Consider the following 16,037-nt stretch of genomic DNA (forward strand, 5'->3'; position numbering starts at 1 on the left):
CAAAATAGCCAAGCAGGCTAAGACCAGAGCAGGGCCGGTAACTTTGCTTGTTTGAGGTCAACACTAGAACTTGCGCTTAGAGAAGATCCCTTTCTCGTCGCGGTTGAAAGCTTGTTTGACCTTTTCCCAAGCCTTGAGCAGGGCCTGGGTGACAGGGCTGCCCTCTGCCTTGGCCTGGTTATAGGCTTCCACAAAGGTTTGCTGGGCTTCTTCTGAGAGATCGGCGCGGATTTCTGGGGAGATGGTCTCCGGCGTCAGGTTGCCTTCTGGCTCGCTGGGCAAGTTCAAGTCGGCAGTGGCCACCTCTTCGCCGCCGGCACTTTGCAACAGCAAGTAGATTTCGCCGGCTTTTTCCTCCGGCACCTGCACCACCAACAAGAACTCACCCGCCTGTACCCGCGTCTGGTAGATGGCAGCCTTCTCCTGCGGCATGCCCAGGGCAATCAGGGCGGATCCCAGCCCCGCTCCCAACGCCCCGTAGAGAGCGCCACCGGTTGCCCCCAGCAGCGCCGCTCCCAAGGGCCCGGCGGCCACCACCGCCCCCAAAAAGGGAATAAACAGCACCCCTACCCCTGTAAGTAGCCCCAACAGGGAGCCAAACAGGGATCCATAAATGGCGCCGCTGGTCAACCCGTCGAGAACCACATCCTTGCGGGTGATAAAGCCGCTGATTTTGGCTTCCGTTTGAAAATTGCGGCCAATGATGGAGATGCGATCATTGGGGATGCCGCGGTTGAGGAGGCGCTGGATGCACTCTTGGACTTTGGCTTCTTCTTTAAAAACGGCAGAAACGCACTTTTTGGGGGCTTGGGCGAAGGCGCTCATAAAGTCTCCTGGGAAAGTTTTGGCCGGGAAGGCTGAGGGCAGCTTTTGGCAAGCTTTTCCCCTCTTTGCCTATGCTGCCCATTATCTCCCTCGGTTGCCCCAGCGGGGGTCGAGGGATCGCGAAACTCCTGGAGCGATCTCCGTACTGAGGAGGCCTGCCCAAGCGCCCCGCGCCGCTGGCCCTCACCCCCAGCTCCTCTCCCTCAGGGGGAGGGGAGTTGGGAATCGAGGTCGCGGCTAGAGGGATCCAAGACCTTGCCTCAAGCCGCGGCAGACCCCACTCAAAAAGTCCAGATCTAGGGTCTCAAGGGTGTCGCTGAGCTTGTGGTAGTGGGGGTTGCGCAAGAAGGCGGTGTCGGTCACCATAACTGCAGGGTAACCTGCATCCCAAAAGGGGGAGTGGTCGCTGAGGCGGGTAAGCGGCAGGATCAAACCCCGCTGGCCGGCTGGCAACCAGCAACACGGGATCCCCGCCTGCTGAAAACTGTGCTGCAGCCTCAGCAGATCCCCCAGGGCGGGCCAGTTGCCAATCAGGCCGATGTAATCCCCCCGGTCAGGGTAGAGCCGCTCCAGGCCAGCGGGGTAGCGCTGGGATCCGGGGGTGGGATCCCGGTAGCCCAGCATCTCCAAAGAGAGCATTAGCCGCAGGGGTTGGCGCTGTTGCTTGAGAAAGCGGGCGTAGGCTTTGCTCCCCAGCAGGCCCCGCTCTTCTAGGTCGAAGGCCACTAGCCACAGGGGGGAAAGGGCGGGATGGGTGGCAAAATGGCGGGCCAATTCCAGCAGCACCGCTACACCGCTGGCGTTGTCGTCGGCTCCAGGGGTGGCCGGGGCAGCGTCAAAATGAGCCCCGACCAGAATGGGCGATCGGCGGGGATGGGATCCCGGCAATTTCAAGATCCAGTTGCGGTGCTGGCAGCCCCGAGCCTCGAAGGAGAAAGATTCCACAGGGCCATAGCGGGAAAGCTCCTCTTGGATGTAGCGCTCCACCCGACTGTGGCCCAAAGGCGACCAGTCGGGATCCCGCGGCTGGGCCACTTGCTGCAGGTGATCCCGGAGGCGCTGTTGCAGATGGGGATCTTGGATCACTTTTCTTGCTCGGCAAGGGCTTGGGCATGAACCTGGCGGGCCAGCTCCAGGGTGAAGTAGCGGTGGGATCCTGCCCTTCCCGCCAGCACCTGAAACGGCAACTCCGGCTCCCCCAGGTGATCCAGCACCAAGGCTGCTCCGGAAAAGTCTTGCTCCCGAGTGTAATCGTTAACCGTCACCACGGCAGGGATGCCCGCCTGCTGGGCCGAGCGCAGCCCGTTTTCGGAGTCCTCAAAGGCCAGGCACTCCTGGGGGCGCAGCCCCATCTGTTCCAGCGTGTAGAAGTAGATGTCGGGGGCAGGCTTTTTGGCGGGGACAATATCGCCGGCAGCAATCACCTCAAACCAGCTCAGGCTCTCCGGCAGGGTGTGCTCCAGAAGGGCCGTCACGTTTTCGGGCGTGGTGGTGGTGGCGATGGCTAGGCGGATCCCGGCGGCCTTGGCTTCCTGCAAGAGGCGCTTGACCCCAGGGCGCAAGGGGATCCCTCCTTGGGCCAGTAGAGCTGTGTAGTGGCGGGTTTTGGCCTGGTGCAGCCGGGCTATTAGGGCCGTCAGGTCTTCCCCGGCAGGCAGCGGCGGCTGACAGGTCTCGACGAAGTGGCGAATGCGCTCTTTGCCGCCCGTAATAGCCAGGAGTTGGCCGTAGAGCTCCACCGACCAGTGCCAGTCCAAGCCTGCCTCGGCAAAGGCGGCGTTAAAGGCTACCCGATGGCCATCCCGCTCCGTGTCCGCCAGGGTGCCATCGACATCAAAAATAAACGCTCGCAGTTCCATGCCACCAGGGTCACGTCCAGACCCGGATACCGATAGGAGTTGCCGCCTGGATCAGCCCATCCCGGAAACAGCCCCAGGGGGCGACCCCATGCTACCGCATTCCTTGGCTGGGGTTGCGAGGAAGGTTGCGCGGCGGGTCTAGGAAAAGCGACAAGATGAGACAATAGAGCACCGGTTACCCACTTTTGCCATGAGCTTCGATTTTGACTTAATCATCATCGGTGCCGGCGTCGGCGGCCACGGCGCGGCGCTGCATGCTGTCGAGTCCGGCCTCAAAACCGCCATCGTCGAGTGCGCCGAAATGGGCGGCACCTGTATCAACCGCGGCTGCATCCCCTCCAAGGCTCTGCTGGCTGCCTCCGCCCGCCTGCGGGAACTGCAACACAGCTCCGAGCTGGGCATCCAAGTGGGATCCGTCCAGGCTAACCGGGAGGCCATTGCCAATCACGCCACCCAGGTGGTGGAGAAGATCCGCGCCGACATGACCCGCTCCCTGGAGAAACTGGGGGTAACACTCCTGCGGGGACGGGGCAGGCTGGCGGGATCCCAAATGGTTGAAGTCCAGGAAGAGAAGGGATCTCGAACCTACACGGCGCGGGACATTATCTTGGCCACGGGTTCCCAACCCTTTGTGCCGCCGGGGATCCAAGTAGATGGCCGCACGGTGTTTACCAGTAACGAGGCGGTGCGGTTGGAGTGGATCCCGGAGCGGCTGGCCATCATCGGCAGCGGCTACATCGGCCAGGAGTTTGCCGACGTCTACACGGCGCTGGGATCCCAGGTCATTCTCATCGAGGCCCTGGAGACCCTGATGCCGGCCTTTGACCCTGACATTGCCCGCCTGGCCCAGCGGGTGCTGATCAAACCCCGCCAGATCCAGACCTATGTGGGCGTGCTGGCCAAGCAGGTGATCCCTGGCCAGCCGGTGACGATCCACCTCTCTAACGGCGAAACGCTGCAGGTGGATGCCTGCCTGGTGGCCGCTGGGCGGATCCCGGTCTCAGAGGGGCTGGGCCTGGCGGAGCTGGGAGTGGAGTTAGACAAGCGCGGCTTTGTACCCGTAGATAGCCGTATGGCCACGGAATTGCCCCACCTCTGGGCCATTGGCGATGTGACGGGCAAGCTGATGCTGGCCCACGCGGCGGCAGCCCAGGGGCGGGTGGCCGTGGAAAACATCTGTGGCCGCCCTGCTTACATGGATTACCTGAGCATCCCAGCAGCGGTGTTTACCCACCCGGAGATGGGCTTTGTGGGGCTAACCGAGCCCCAGGCCAAAGCCGAGGGCTATAGCGTGGGCACAGTGCGCACCTACTTTGGCGGCAACTCCAAGGCCATTGCCTCTGGCGAGACGGAGGGCATGGTCAAGCTGGTCTTTGACAAGGAGACGGGTCTCCTGCTGGGATCCCACATCTTTGGGCCCCATGCTGCGGATCTCATCCACGAGGCGGCCCAGGCCATCGCCCGCCGCGCCACGGTGCAAGAGCTGGCCCGCCTGGTGCACGTTCACCCCACCCTGGCAGAGACGCTGGAGGAAGCCTACCGGCGAGCTGCCCACAGTTTAACCGCAGCCTAGCCGTGGCCTGCTGGCGACCGACACGGGCCGACTTGACGGCCAAAGCTGGTCTAATAGGATAGGGGGGAAGAGGTGGGAGAACGTGGCTTTGGCGAGCGAAGCGGAGATTACCCGAGCGGTGCAGGCCCAGTACGAGGCGTTTCCCTACCCGCCCGTCCCCTACGACCGGCCTTTTGAGGGCTTTTCCAGCCTAGGCAGCTACATCCTCGCCCAATATGCCCGCACCCGCACCTTGCAAGAGCCCACCGGAGCCAGATTTTTGGTGGCCGGCTGCGGCACCGGCTGGGAGGTACACGGCATTGCCGCCAGCAACCCCGGCTATGGCGCCGTGGTCGGGATCGATCTCAGCCGCCCGGCCCTAGAGATTGCCCAGAAACGGATCAAGTACCACGGCCTGCGCAACTGCTCGGTGCACTACGGGGATCTCATGGATCCCTCCACTTGGCCGGAGGGGAGCTTCGACATGATCAGCTCCTATGGGGTCATCCACCACACCGCCGATCCGGTCAAGGCTTTGAGAAACTTGGCCTCGCGCCTAGCTCCCGAGGGGGTAATGGCGCTGATGCTCTACAACCGTTCCGGCCGTTGGCATGTCTACCGCATTCGCCGCGCCCTGGAGCTGCTGGGGATTACTCCGCCGGCCACGCCGGAAAAGATTGAATTTGTGCGGCAATTGTTAAAGGCAGCCCATCCCAATTCCCTGCTAGCCCGGCATGCCAAGGCCCACGAGGAATACTACTCGGCAGACGAAAACATCGTCGACAACTTCTTCCACGCCAACGACATTCCTTTTGACATTGGCGAGATCCCTGACCTTTTGGCCCAGGCGGGTCTAGAGTTTATCGATGTCGCCCCCTACTTGGACTACTGGAACGCCAAGCCCTTAATTGCCGCCACCCACCCGGAGTTCCACCGCCGCTACGAAGCCCTTTCCCGCATTGACCAACTGCGGGTCATCGAGTACTTGGAGCCCCTCTACCACACGCAAAATCTCTTCTGGTGCTGCCACCAGGGCCAGAAGCTGGCCAACTGGGATCCCTTCACAGCCGAGTTTTTCCGCAGCTCCCGTTGGCAGCTCAACCCCCTCTTTCTCCAGCACGGCCAGGTGCGCTACTGGGATCGCAAAATCCCCTTTTCGGATCTGCTGGGCAAGGTGGATCCCGCCCAGATTGTGGCCCAAAAGCTGGACATCTTCTGGCCCATTGCCCGGATCCCGGGCAAGATGATTGCCTCCAGCCGCTACCAGGTCGTGGAGCTGCTGCTCCCCTTAGCCAAGCAGGCCCGCTCTGGCGCGGAGATTTTGAACCAGCACGCCGAGAGAGCCGAGCATGTTCTCCGCCTCTTTCGCGAATGGGAAGCCGACCGCCTGGTTCTAAGAGTTGCTCTCTAGGTGGAGGCTAAGCGCTCTGCCGGCCGCCCACAATAGCGCGGCAGCGGATATAGGGCCCTCCAGCATCCACCTTGGCCGGCTGACCCTTGCCGCAGTGGCCGGATCCCAAGTCCCACAGGAAATCCCGCGACACAGCATCCACCGACTGCAACACCTCAAAGGCATTGCCGGTAATGGTAACCCCTCGCAGCAGCTCTGCTAGCTTGCCGTTGCGAATGCGGTAGGCCCGCTCCACGCCAAACATGAACTCACCCGTGGAGTCGGCTTGCCCATTCCTGGCCCCCTCCAGGAAGTAGCCGTCAGGTGTGCTGGCAAGGATCTCCTCCAAGGTTTGGGATCCCGGCTCAAGGTAGGTGTTGCGCATGCGGATAAGCGGCTCGTCGGCATACTCCCAGGCGCGGGCGTTGCCGGTGGGCTCGACGCCAAAGTAGGCAGCCGTTTCGCGGTTGTGCAGGTAGCTCACCAAGATGCCGTTCTGGATGATGGTGGTGGTTTGGGTGGGAACGCCCTCATCGTCCACCGGCAGCGTTCCCCCTGCCCCTGGCATGAATTCCGAACGGCCAGAGTCCTTGAGGGTAACCAACTCGCTGGCTACCCGCTGCCCCAGCTTGCCGGCTGCTACCGAGCCCGCCAGGACAAAATCCGCCTCGACCGTGTGGCCAATGGCCTCGTGCACCAGCAGCCCCACGATGGAAGGGGACAAGATGACTGTGGCCCATCCCCCCTCGGCGTAGCCTGCAGAGAGGAGATCGACCGCGGTGGCAGCTGCCTTCTCCGCCATCTGCAAGGGATCCGTCCGAAAAAGGCAATCCCACCCCCCGGTAACACCAATGGACTCGGCGCCGCTGCTCAGTTGGCCATCCGCCTCGGCCACCGCCTGGATCCGCAGTTCAGGGCGCACCAGACGAAAGGCCACATCCGCCCCATCTGTAGTAACAATGGCTTTTTCCTCGTAGATCTCGTTGTAGGTGCAACTGGCCGAGGTAATGCGAGCAGAGGACTTGCGGGCTTGGGCTTCCGTTTCCAAAACCAACTGGATCTTGGCCTCTAGGGGCTTGTTGACCACCTCCTCCACGCCGGGCTCGCAGAACTCTCCCTGGGCCAGGGCTACGCTGGGCAAAGCCTTCAGCTTCTGTTTGCGGCAGTCGGCGCTGGCACGGGCCGCCTGCTGGGCTTCGGCAATGGCCTTGCGAATGGCGGCTGGGGAGAGATCCCCGGTGGCGGCAAAGCCCCAGGTGCCGGCCTCCAGCACCCGCACCCCCACCCCTGAGCGCCGCCGAACCGCCGTCCGCTCAATGCGGCCCTTTTCCGCCGTAACGCTGCGAAAGACTTTGCTGTGGTAGCGCAGTTCCACAAAGCCGGAGTAATCCCGAAGGATGTCGCGCAGGAGATCTCGCATGGCCCTAGGGGGGAAGGACGGTACTTCCAGCATACCCTTTTTGGCTAACCCGCCGCTCGCGCTAGCGGGACCTAGTCCTTGAAGCCCCGCTCTGTGCTCCCTATATCCCCCCCGTACACGGGGAGAGTGGGGGGCCGGTCAGAGTCGCTTGGGAGAGGCAGGAGTGTATTGCCGCAGGACAGAGACAGTCACTCCCTCGCATGAAGCAATAAGAGTAGATGTTACAGCCTGTTAATTTAAATGGGGTACAGGTTTCAAGAGGAAGGAGAGGAAGAGATGCCAACCCATTCTTTGGATCTACGGCAAAGAGTTGTAGCAGCTTATCGGGTCAGGTAAGACCTCTATCCGCCAGGTAGCCGAACGGTTGATGGTGACCAAGAGAACAGCGCACCGCTGGGTATGACAGTACCAACAAACTCAGGACTTAACCCCCAAGAAAGTAGGCACCAAGCGAGTGGGTATTTTGGAACGGCATCGACAGGAAGTGATGGCAATCATTGCAGAACATCCCGACTTCTATCTGTGGCAATATAAGAACTGTTGCGGAGGCGCTTAGGGATTGATGTAAGTACTTTCACGATACACAACTTTTTGAAAGAGCAAGGAATGACTCTAAAAAAAGACTTACCGCAGCGCGAGAGTCCAAGAAGAGGAGGGGCAAAGAGAACGACTAGCTTATAGTCAAGAGGTCAGAGATATTCCAGCGGAGGATTTGATTGCCCTTGACCAGACAGTGGGAGGGAATGGAACGGGGAGTAGCTCGGAGTTTAAGCGGTCTCAGAGATACAAGGGGGAGAAGCATCCTATTATTGGAGCTATTTCCGTGAGAGGGGTAGTTGGCTGTCGCGTCATCAAGGGTGGGATAAAGAAAGAGGATTTTTTGGAGTTTTTGAGAAGCAAGTTATGTCCGAAGTTAGATGCGAGGAAGGTTGGGAGTATGGACAACTTCAATATTCATAGGAGTCGGGAAGTTGAGGAACTGATTAGGGGAACAGGAGCGAGAATCTTGCACCTGCCTGTGTATGCACTGGAAGTGAATCCTATTGAGACGATGGGGCCGGTGTTGAAGCACTTTGTTCGGCAGTTTTCCAGAGTTGGGAAGTAGAGCATGGATCAGAGGGTGCAGACTTCTTTACTCCTGACTCACAAATGATGGAGATGGTTTTGATAATAAATCCCTTGCATCTGGCCTTCCCAGATTGCTGTCCGACCAATATCCCCTCCCTCGCATACCAAAAGATCACGGGGCTGTAAGGCAAATTTTTGCTCTTCTTCAGTAAAATCCATTTCATCCAACTTCGACACATCCAGGTAACCCCAATTGACATTTGATGTGCGAAGAAAAGGATGCGGGCGAATTCCCTTGTTTTGCTTCGCTGACAAGGATTTGCCTTGCGTAATGTCAAACAAATACCTCCCCCAACCTCACCATCCGCCACTCCTTGGGCAGGGGGCCGAGTAAGGACTCTGGTCCGCTGACGCGAACGGTCATCTGGAAGTCGTCGGGCAGAATCTCGCTCATATTTGGCTCCCCTCGTCAAGTTGATTAAGCAGGGTTTTGACCTTCTTGCGCAGCATGGGGACATCCTCGGTGGCTGTGACCCAGACGATCCGCCAATCTATGGCAAAGTACTCGTGGACAGCGATGTTACGGAAAGCCACAATATCCGCCCATTCGATGTGTGGATGTTGCTCCGTGAAGCTTCGCGGCAGGCGCGCGGCTGCCTCGCCGATCACAATCAGCTTTTGCAAAACAGCGCTCTGGACAAGCTCGTCTTGTGTGAAAGCGATTTCATCCGTTCGTTGGAGAAAACGGTCAATCGCCCAAGTAAAGCCGCTCAGGTCGCATAGAGCACGACCTCTTCCTTCAGGATTTGCTCACGGATGGTCGGCTTCAGACCACTGCGCAGCACCAGGTCAACGGGACGGTGGAAAATCTCTGACAGCTCGCGCTGCATGCGGCTCAATTGCAGGAAACCCACCCGTGCATCGGGTTGAAATTCGACCAGCACATCCATGTCGCTTTGCGGCCCGAAGTCCTCCCGCACCGCTGAGCCAAAAAGCGAAAGCCGCTGAACCTGATACTTGCGGCAGAACGCTTCAATGGTGGGATAGGGAATGTCCGTCAAGCGCAGCATGGTTTGCCTCCTGTGCCATTTTATGATCCATTCGCCAATAAGCCGAGTTGGACCAAGACTTCATTCAGTGCCCGGTCGGCCTCGGCGCGCTCCTCTTCCGCCTCTAAAAGGCGCACCATAGCTTCCTCCAGCGGCAGGATCTCTTCCTTGCCGTTCGTGCTCACATAGCGGCTGGGGGAAAGATTGTAGTCATTGCGGGCCGCTTCTTCATTGGTGATGATGGCATGGATTGGCGAATGGTTATTCGCCCCTGCCAACCATTGGTGATAAATTTCGGCGATGCGGGCGATGTGCTCCTCAGTCAGGTAGTTCTTAGGGCGGCCCTTGGCGAATTGCTGGCTGGCGTTGATGAGCAAAATCTCCCCGCGGCGCGGCTTGCGGCGATTGACCACCAGGATGACCCCGGGCGCAGCGGTGTTGTAGAACAGGTTCTCCGGCAGCAGGATCACCGCCTCGATCAGGTCGCGCTCGACGAAGGCTTTGCGGATGTCGCGCTCGCGGTTGGAGCCTTGATTACCGCTGCCACGCGAGACGGCGCCCGTATCCAGCACCACCGTCATCTTGCCGCGCTCGTTGAGCGACGCCAGCATGTGCTGCAGCCAGCCCCAATCCGCGGTGGAGGAGGGTGGTGTGCCCAGCCCGAAGCGGTCGTATGGGTCGTTTTCGTATGTTTCGACGGGAAATCTTTGATTCCACATCGGGTTGGCGGTCACCCGGTCGAAGGTCTGCAAGCGGCCGGCGGCGTCTTTGAAGGCCGGATGACGCATGGTATCGCCGATGCGGATGTCAGCCTGCAGGTCGTGGATGACGGCGTTCATGCGTGCCATGGCGAAGGTGGCCGGGTTGATCTCTTGTCCATGGAGGCGCAAAGGAGCAACGCCTCGTGGAAGTTTCCGACGGCCGTTTTCTTCAACACCATGGGTTTCCAGCAGCCGTAGATGGCACTTGATGAGCAGCCCGCCGGAGCCGCAGGTGGGGTCATAGACGCTCATGCCCGGCTGTGGGTCGAGCAGGCGCGCCATCAGGATGGCCACCTCGCGCGGGGTGTAGAACTCGCCGGCGCTTTGCCCCTGCCCCTCGGCGAACTTGCGCAGCAGGTACTCGTAGGCGCGGCCCAGGATGTCCGGCTCCACATCGTGCAGGCCCAGACGGTGGCGGGAGAGCACCTCCACCAGCGCGGCCAGATATTCATCCGAGATAATACGCTGACCGGCGGCGGTGGCGTTGAAATCCGCCATGTCGATCACGCCCTGCAGCGACGGATTCTCCCGCGCCACCTCACGCACGGCATCAGTGAGGAATTGCCCCAGGCCGCTGATCCCATGTTGGCGGATCGCTTCCCAATGGGCATTTTTGGGGATGTAAAAGCGCACCAGGTGCACCTCCCTGGTTTCCCGCTCCTGCTCCAGCAGTTGCAGGGCCAGGTTCCGACTGCCGAATTGGTCACTCAGGCGCTCGATTTCATCATCGAACACATCGGAAAGCCGCTTGAGAAACACCAGCGGCAAGATATAGTCTTTGAACTTGGGCGCGTCGACTGGCCCGCGAATGACACACGCTGCATCCCACAGCCAGGTTTCTAGGCTTTGAATGTCGATCATCCCTAACTTGCGGGCGCCTTCGCCCTCTCCTCTGCTTCGGAATACTCTACAAGACAAAGCTAGGCCGCAAAGCCACTTTGCTAATGGCAAGAGGCGGGCCTAGGCAATCCTGAAGTAGATCCTCTCGGGATCAACGCCCGCCCACGGTGATGGAGTCCACCTTGATGTGGGGCTGGCCCACAGTAACGTAGATGCTGCCGCTGACAGAACCGCAAAAGCCAGGTGCCAGGCGGAGATCCTTGGAGCACATAGAGATCTTGGTCAAGATATCCTTGGCTTCTCCAATCAGCGTGGCTCCCTTGAGAGGCTTGGTGATTTTGCCATTTTGGATGAGATAGGCTTCTTCCACGGCAAAGTTAAATTGGCCGGTGGGGCCGACGCTGCCGCCCCCCATGCGCTTGCAGTAGATACCTTTGTCAATAGAGGCAAACAGGTCGTCCAGTTCGGCGTCGCCGGGGGCGATGTAGGTGTTGCGCATGCGGCTGGCAGGGGCAAAGGTGTAGTTTTGCCGGCGGCCACTGCCGGTGCGGGGATGGCCGGTGCGCATGGAGCCGGCCCGGTCGGCCAGAAAGTTTTTCAATATGCCCTTTTCAATAAGCAGGGTGCGCTGGACGGGCATGCCCTCGTCGTCCACGTCCAGGCTGCCAAAGGCCCCCTCGGAAAGCCCCTCGTCCCAGGCGGTGAGGTTTTTGTGGGCAATTTTCTGGCCTTTTTTGTCGGCAAAGGGAGTGGTTTTGCGCTCGATCTGGGTCGTCTCCAAGAGATGCCCACAGGCCTCGTGGAAGATGACACCGCCAAAGGCGTTGGACATTACAATCGGGTAGGTGCCCGATTCCACATAGTCGGCATAGAGCATCTGGCCGGCGGCTTCTGCCAGCTCCTGGCTGTGGGCTACGAGATCCCAGCGGCGCAAAAAGTCGGGATCCCCGGTGCCGCCTGCGCGTTGGCTAACGGAAGCGCGATGATCCCCATCGGCACAGAGCAGGGTAGAACTAACCGACTGGGTAAGGCGGATGTCGCGCACAAAGGTGCCGTCGCTGCAGGCTACCAGGATCTCCTGCCAGTCACGGAAGTAGTTGGTGCGGCGGGACTGGACGTGGTGAGCTTGCCGCTTCAGCTCTGCGTTGGCCCGCAGCAGGATCTCCCCCATCTCGGCAAGGGAGCTGCATTCCTTGAGCCAGCCGTCTTTACCGCGGCGCTCGGCGTAGTCCTGGAGCAGCCCTAGGTTGACGGTGGAGACCAAAGCAGCAGGGCCAGGGGGGGTGAGGCCCATCAAGAGCAGGCCTTTTTCTAGGGCAGCTTTGAGGCCGGCAAAGGAGAGATCGTTGGTGCTGACGTAGCAGTCGGCCAGGCCGCGAAACACCCGCACCCCCGCGCCGGTGGCAAGCCGAGGGGTGATGCTGGTGAGGGTGTCGTCTTCTGCCAGGCAACTGATGGAGTTAGCCCGCTCCAGGAAGATCTCCACCAGATCGGCGCCGGCAGCCCGCCCCCAGCCCAAGAGAGTTGCAAGGGGATCCCGCCAGTCCTCGTCAAAGCGTTGCAGGGTGGGGCGGTAGTCGAGGTTGGGCAGTTCTTTGGATAAAAGCAGCATAGTAGGCCGAGAGCACTTAGCTGAGATGCCGCCATCTTTTGCTCCCTCAGTTTAACAAGACGTAAAGGCTGCCCTTTTGGGGAAAGAGACGCCAAGCTTGACAAGGGCAGAGGAGCAGCCGAAGATCGCTGCACAAGGATCCCTTACCTTGCAATGGCTGCCAAGAAAAGACCCTCGGAGCTTCAGCCCAGCCTATTTGACGATCCCCTAGAGCCACCTGCCTCTGCAACGGAGACGCTTCCCCAATGGGATCAGATCCCACTCTCGGCTCAGGTGCCCATTCCCCCCGGCACCTATCGGGATCTAGAACAACTGGAGCAGCACTGCCGGGTCTGCCAGCGCTGTGAGTTGGCGGCCAACCGTACCCATGTGGTGGTGCACCGAGGTAACCCTAAAGCCAAGATCGTGATTGTTGGCGAGGGGCCGGGGGAAAACGAAGATCTGCAAGGCCTGCCCTTTGTGGGTAAGTCCGGCCAGTTGCTGGACAAGATCCTGGCCTCGGTGGGGCTGGATCCCGAGCGGGATACCTACATCTGCAATGTGGTCAAATGCCGCCCCCCCAACAACCGCGTACCCACCCAGGCGGAGATGGATGCCTGCCGGCCCTATCTGTTGGAGCAGATTCGCCTAGTGGATCCCTGGATCATTTTGTTGACGGGGGCTACCTCGGTGCGCTCCCTTTTGGGGGATAAGCGGGGCATTACCAAGATCCGGGGCGAGTGGATCCAGTGGCAGGGGCGCTGGTGCATGCCCATCTTTCACCCCGCCTACTTGCTGCGCAACCCTGACCGCACCCCCGGCAGCCCCAAGTGGTTGATGTGGCAGGATATTCAGGCGGTAAAGCAGAAGTACCTAGAACTTGCCGGCGCAACGCCACCCCAGCGGGACTTTTGAGCGAAGATGCCACCTATGGTCTTTTTGGGGTAAAGGCGCTGGTCTGCCGGGCCAAGTAGGATGTTTCTCCCTCCTAGCCCTGGAGGCAGCCTGGCAAAACCCCGATTAAGCTGGGAAAGTGGACTCTTGTTGCCGCTGGGATCTTGGCTACCATGGCCTCCGGGCCGCTGGCGCGAACGGAATTTGCCCTGGAACAGCTTCTCTTCACCCCGGCCACACCTGCGCCTGACGCGGTGCGGGTCATCTACGCCTTTCCCAATACCTACTCCGTGGGGATCACCAGCCTCGGCTACCAGGTCATCTGGAGCCGGCTGGCCAGCCGCCGCGAGGTGGCGGTTGCCCGCCTGTTTACCGACCTGGCCGAGCCGCTGCCGCGGGATCCGGAGCTGATGGGCTTTTCCCTGTCCTGGGAGCTGGACTATGTCCATATCCTGGATCTGCTGGAACGACAGGGGATCCCCCTCCAGGCCGAGGCGCGGGGGGAGGCGGATCCCTTGGTTTTTGGCGGCGGCCCGGTGTTGACGGCCAACCCTGAGCCCTTTGCTGCGTTCTTTGACTTTATTCTGCTGGGGGACGGGGAAGGCCTGGTGGAGCAGATGATCCAGACCTACCGCCAGGTGCGGCAGGGATCCCGGGCCGAAAAGCTGCAGGCGCTGGCCCAGGTGCCAGGGATCTACGTGCCCAGTCTCTACGAAGTGCACTACCGCGGCCCCGACGGCCCGGTGGAAAAGGTCATTCCCAAGCGGGACGGGATCCCCAGCTTCATCCGCAAGCACACCTTCCGCGGCAACACCCTCTCGGTGTCCACCGTGGTTACCCCCAAGGCGGCCTGGGAGAGCATCTACATGGTGGAGGTGGTGCGCAGTTGCCCCGAGATGTGCCGCTTTTGCCTAGCCAGCTACCTAACTTTGCCCTTTCGCGCTGCCGATGTAGAAGGGCATCTGATCCCGGCGGTGGAGCGGGGGTTGCAGGTTACCCAGCGGATTGGCCTTTTGGGGGCTTCGGTAACCCAGCACCCCCAGTTTGAGGAATTGCTGGAGTACCTGGCGCAGGATCGCTTTGAGCAGGTGCGCCTTAGCCTGGCCTCGGTGCGCACGGGCACGGTTACGCCTCGCCTGGCGCAAGTGCTTTCCCGCCGCGGCAGCCAGTCCATTACCGTAGCCATTGAAAGCGGCTCAGAACGGCTGCGCCAGGTCATTAACAAGAAGCTAACCAATGAAGAAATCTTGGCGGCGGCCGCCCACGCCCAGGCCGGCGGCCTGAAGGGGATCAAGTTCTACGGCATGGTGGGGATCCCGGCGGAAACCCAGGCCGACCTGGAGGCCACCGTTGCTCTTTTCAAGGAGCTCAAGAAGGTGGCTCCCCGCCTGCGCTTGACTTTGGGCTGCAGCACCTTTGTGCCCAAGGCCCACACCCCTTTCCAGTGGCAGGGGGTGGATCCCCAGGCTGAGAAAAAGCTGCAGTGGTATCAAAAACATCTGCGTCCCCTAGGCGTGGAGTTCCGTCCCGAAAGCTACAGTTGGTCGGTCATCCAAGCCCTCATCTCGCGGGGGGATCGGCGGGTGGCCCGAGTCTTGCAGCTAGCCCGGCAGTGGGGCGAGTCCCTAGGCAGCTTCCGCCGCGCCTTCAAAGAGCTGCAGGGACAACTGCCGCCCTTGGACTACTACGTGCACAGCAACTGGGATCCGGCGGATCCCCTTCCCTGGCAGCACATCCAGGGCCCCCTCAGCCTGGAGCGGCTGGCCCAGCACCGCCAAGAGGCCTTCTCCACGTAGCCCAGGATCTAGGGATGGGGGCCTGCAGCGGCCAGAAACGCCTCGATCTCGGCGCGGTGGGGCAAACTGGGCTGGGCCCCAGGGCGGGTTACACACAAGGCCGCAGCGGCATTGGCAAAATGGAGGGCTTCCCTCAGGGATCCGCCAGCAGCCAGGTAGGCGGCCAAAGCACCGCAGAAGCTGTCGCCGGCAGCAGTGGTATCCACCACCAACACGGGGTGGGCTGGCAGATGGCCCCTTTCCTCCCCATCGGCCCAGACCAAGCCCGCTCCCCCCAAGGTGATGATCACTGTCGGGATCCCCTGCTGTTGCAAGGCTTGGGCCACTTTTTCGGCTTGCGCTGGCGTCTCCACTGGAGATTGGGCAAGGGCAGCGGCTTCCCTTTCGTTGAGCACCAAGTAGCGCACCTGACGCAGGAGGGATCCCGGCAGGGGAGCCACAGGGGCGGGATTGAGGAGGACAGGGATCCCTTGGGCAAAGGCCTGCTCCGCCACCGCCTGCACGGTGGCTAGGGGGATTTCCAGTTGCAACAGCACTAGAGCCGCCGGCGTCCAGGGGGGCAGATGCTCTGGCAGGTAGCGACCATTGGCCCCGGGGCTAACCACAATCCGGTTTTGCCCTGCTTGATCCACGGTAATTAGAGCAATACCGCTGGGCCCTTCCAGCTCCCGTACGTAGTGGGTAGCAACGCCGTTTTGCTCCAAGTTCTCCTTTAGCAGGCGGCCAAAGCCATCGGATCCCACCGCCCCCCACATCTCCACCTGGGCTCCTGCCCGGGCTGCTGCCACCGCTTGGTTGGCCCCCTTGCCCCCAGGGTAGGTGGCGTAGTCCGATCCCAGCACCGTCTCCCCCGGCCCCGGCTGGTGTGGCACCTGCACCACCAGGTCTAGATTTAAGCTCCCCACGACGCGAACGAGGGTCGTCATTGGCTGGCTGGAAAACGTTGCCTCCAGGGTAGCCAATTCTAGCTCCCGCTACAGTCTAAGAACTCC

At 60.8% G+C, this 16,037-nt stretch carries 14 protein-coding genes and 1 pseudogene; 5 read left to right on the forward strand and 10 right to left on the reverse strand.

Going from position 1 to position 16,037, the window contains the following annotated elements:
* Positions 1-63: 63 nt before the first annotated feature.
* The 3 genes from NW822_RS03180 to NW822_RS03190 all read right to left on the reverse strand — a co-directional run bounded on the left by NW822_RS03180 (position 64) and on the right by NW822_RS03190 (position 2,684).
* The gene (locus tag NW822_RS03180; RefSeq protein ID WP_414403494.1) at positions 64-825 is read right to left on the reverse strand and encodes a ChaB family protein; all 762 of its coding nucleotides are present in this window, start codon (positions 823-825) and stop codon (positions 64-66) included.
* Positions 826-1,062: 237 nt separating this feature from the next.
* A complete protein-coding gene (locus NW822_RS03185; RefSeq protein ID WP_414403495.1) occupies positions 1,063-1,911 on the reverse strand; it encodes a M28 family peptidase in 849 nt (282 codons plus the stop codon).
* Positions 1,908-2,684 carry an HAD family hydrolase gene (locus tag NW822_RS03190; RefSeq protein WP_414403496.1) on the reverse strand — a complete coding sequence of 259 codons (777 nt, stop codon included), beginning with the start codon at positions 2,682-2,684 and terminating at the stop codon, positions 1,908-1,910. The genes NW822_RS03185 and NW822_RS03190 overlap by 4 nt, the downstream gene beginning before the upstream one ends.
* Before the next feature lie 190 nt (positions 2,685-2,874).
* Here NW822_RS03190 and lpdA point away from each other — a divergent pair, with 190 nt between their 5' ends.
* Together lpdA and NW822_RS03200 are read left to right on the forward strand one after the other, a co-directional pair.
* Positions 2,875-4,257 (forward strand): dihydrolipoyl dehydrogenase, encoded by a 1,383-nt coding sequence (gene lpdA / locus NW822_RS03195; protein ID WP_414360962.1) that lies wholly within the window; start codon positions 2,875-2,877, stop codon positions 4,255-4,257.
* A gap of 82 nt (positions 4,258-4,339) precedes the next feature.
* Positions 4,340-5,647, forward strand: a complete 1,308-nt coding sequence (locus tag NW822_RS03200) for a class I SAM-dependent methyltransferase (protein ID WP_414360965.1) — start codon at positions 4,340-4,342, stop codon at positions 5,645-5,647.
* A 7-nt stretch (positions 5,648-5,654) separates the two neighbouring features.
* Here NW822_RS03200 and NW822_RS03205 read toward each other — a convergent pair whose 3' ends face one another.
* Positions 5,655-7,046 (reverse strand): TldD/PmbA family protein, encoded by a 1,392-nt coding sequence (locus NW822_RS03205; protein ID WP_414403497.1) that lies wholly within the window; start codon positions 7,044-7,046, stop codon positions 5,655-5,657.
* Positions 7,047-7,322: 276 nt separating this feature from the next.
* On the opposite strand from NW822_RS03205, the pseudogene NW822_RS03210 reads away from it, so the two are divergent.
* Positions 7,323-8,148: pseudogene (locus NW822_RS03210) on the forward strand (IS630 family transposase); the annotation flags it as partial.
* Positions 8,149-8,189: 41 nt separating this feature from the next.
* Here the strand turns inward: NW822_RS03210 and NW822_RS03215 are convergent.
* The 5 genes from NW822_RS03215 to NW822_RS03235 form a co-directional block, all read right to left on the reverse strand.
* Positions 8,190-8,456: a hypothetical protein gene (locus NW822_RS03215; RefSeq protein ID WP_414403498.1), complete on the reverse strand. Its 267-nt coding sequence runs from the start codon at positions 8,454-8,456 to the stop codon at positions 8,190-8,192.
* A 108-nt stretch (positions 8,457-8,564) separates the two neighbouring features.
* The gene (locus NW822_RS03220) at positions 8,565-8,888 is read right to left on the reverse strand and encodes a DUF86 domain-containing protein (RefSeq protein ID WP_414403559.1); all 324 of its coding nucleotides are present in this window, start codon (positions 8,886-8,888) and stop codon (positions 8,565-8,567) included.
* Entirely contained in the window at positions 8,885-9,184 is a 300-nt protein-coding gene (locus NW822_RS03225) for a nucleotidyltransferase family protein (protein WP_414403499.1), read from the reverse strand. The genes NW822_RS03220 and NW822_RS03225 overlap by 4 nt, the downstream gene beginning before the upstream one ends.
* Positions 9,185-9,204: 20 nt before the next feature.
* Positions 9,205-10,785 (reverse strand): N-6 DNA methylase, encoded by a 1,581-nt coding sequence (locus NW822_RS03230; protein ID WP_414403500.1) that lies wholly within the window; start codon positions 10,783-10,785, stop codon positions 9,205-9,207.
* Positions 10,786-10,915: 130 nt separating this feature from the next.
* Complete coding sequence (locus NW822_RS03235; RefSeq protein ID WP_414360987.1) at positions 10,916-12,376, reverse strand: TldD/PmbA family protein; 1,461 nt, start codon at positions 12,374-12,376, stop codon at positions 10,916-10,918.
* Positions 12,377-12,649: 273 nt separating this feature from the next.
* Here NW822_RS03235 and NW822_RS03240 point away from each other — a divergent pair, with 273 nt between their 5' ends.
* Both NW822_RS03240 and NW822_RS03245 read left to right on the forward strand, forming a co-directional pair.
* Positions 12,650-13,270, forward strand: coding sequence for a uracil-DNA glycosylase (locus NW822_RS03240; protein ID WP_414403560.1), 621 nt, complete (start codon positions 12,650-12,652; stop codon positions 13,268-13,270).
* 152 nt (positions 13,271-13,422) lie between these two features.
* Positions 13,423-15,045 (forward strand): B12-binding domain-containing radical SAM protein, encoded by a 1,623-nt coding sequence (locus NW822_RS03245; protein WP_414403501.1) that lies wholly within the window; start codon positions 13,423-13,425, stop codon positions 15,043-15,045.
* A gap of 8 nt (positions 15,046-15,053) precedes the next feature.
* Here NW822_RS03245 and rbsK read toward each other — a convergent pair whose 3' ends face one another.
* Positions 15,054-15,971, reverse strand: coding sequence for a ribokinase (rbsK, locus tag NW822_RS03250; RefSeq protein ID WP_414403502.1), 918 nt, complete (start codon positions 15,969-15,971; stop codon positions 15,054-15,056).
* Positions 15,972-16,037 lie beyond the last annotated feature (66 nt).

This window comes from Synechococcus sp. H70.2 (assembly GCF_047462275.1).
Lineage (GTDB): Bacteria > Cyanobacteriota > Cyanobacteriia > Thermostichales > Thermostichaceae > Thermostichus.

What these genes read in the sequence shown, in the direction of transcription:
- NW822_RS03180 (WP_414403494.1), bottom strand. Translation starts at nt 825, where the DNA reads ATGAGCGCCTTCGCCCAAGCCCCCAAAAAGTGCGTTTCTGCCGTTTTT.
- NW822_RS03190 (WP_414403496.1), bottom strand. Translation starts at nt 2,684, where the DNA reads ATGGAACTGCGAGCGTTTATTTTTGATGTCGATGGCACCCTGGCGGAC.
- lpdA (WP_414360962.1), top strand. Translation starts at nt 2,875, where the DNA reads ATGAGCTTCGATTTTGACTTAATCATCATCGGTGCCGGCGTCGGCGGC.
- NW822_RS03205 (WP_414403497.1), bottom strand. Translation starts at nt 7,046, where the DNA reads ATGCGAGATCTCCTGCGCGACATCCTTCGGGATTACTCCGGCTTTGTG.
- NW822_RS03225 (WP_414403499.1), bottom strand. Translation starts at nt 9,184, where the DNA reads ATGCTGCGCTTGACGGACATTCCCTATCCCACCATTGAAGCGTTCTGC.
- NW822_RS03230 (WP_414403500.1), bottom strand. Translation starts at nt 10,785, where the DNA reads ATGATCGACATTCAAAGCCTAGAAACCTGGCTGTGGGATGCAGCGTGT.
- NW822_RS03235 (WP_414360987.1), bottom strand. Translation starts at nt 12,376, where the DNA reads ATGCTGCTTTTATCCAAAGAACTGCCCAACCTCGACTACCGCCCCACC.
- NW822_RS03245 (WP_414403501.1), top strand. Translation starts at nt 13,423, where the DNA reads ATGGCCTCCGGGCCGCTGGCGCGAACGGAATTTGCCCTGGAACAGCTT.
- rbsK (WP_414403502.1), bottom strand. Translation starts at nt 15,971, where the DNA reads ATGACGACCCTCGTTCGCGTCGTGGGGAGCTTAAATCTAGACCTGGTG.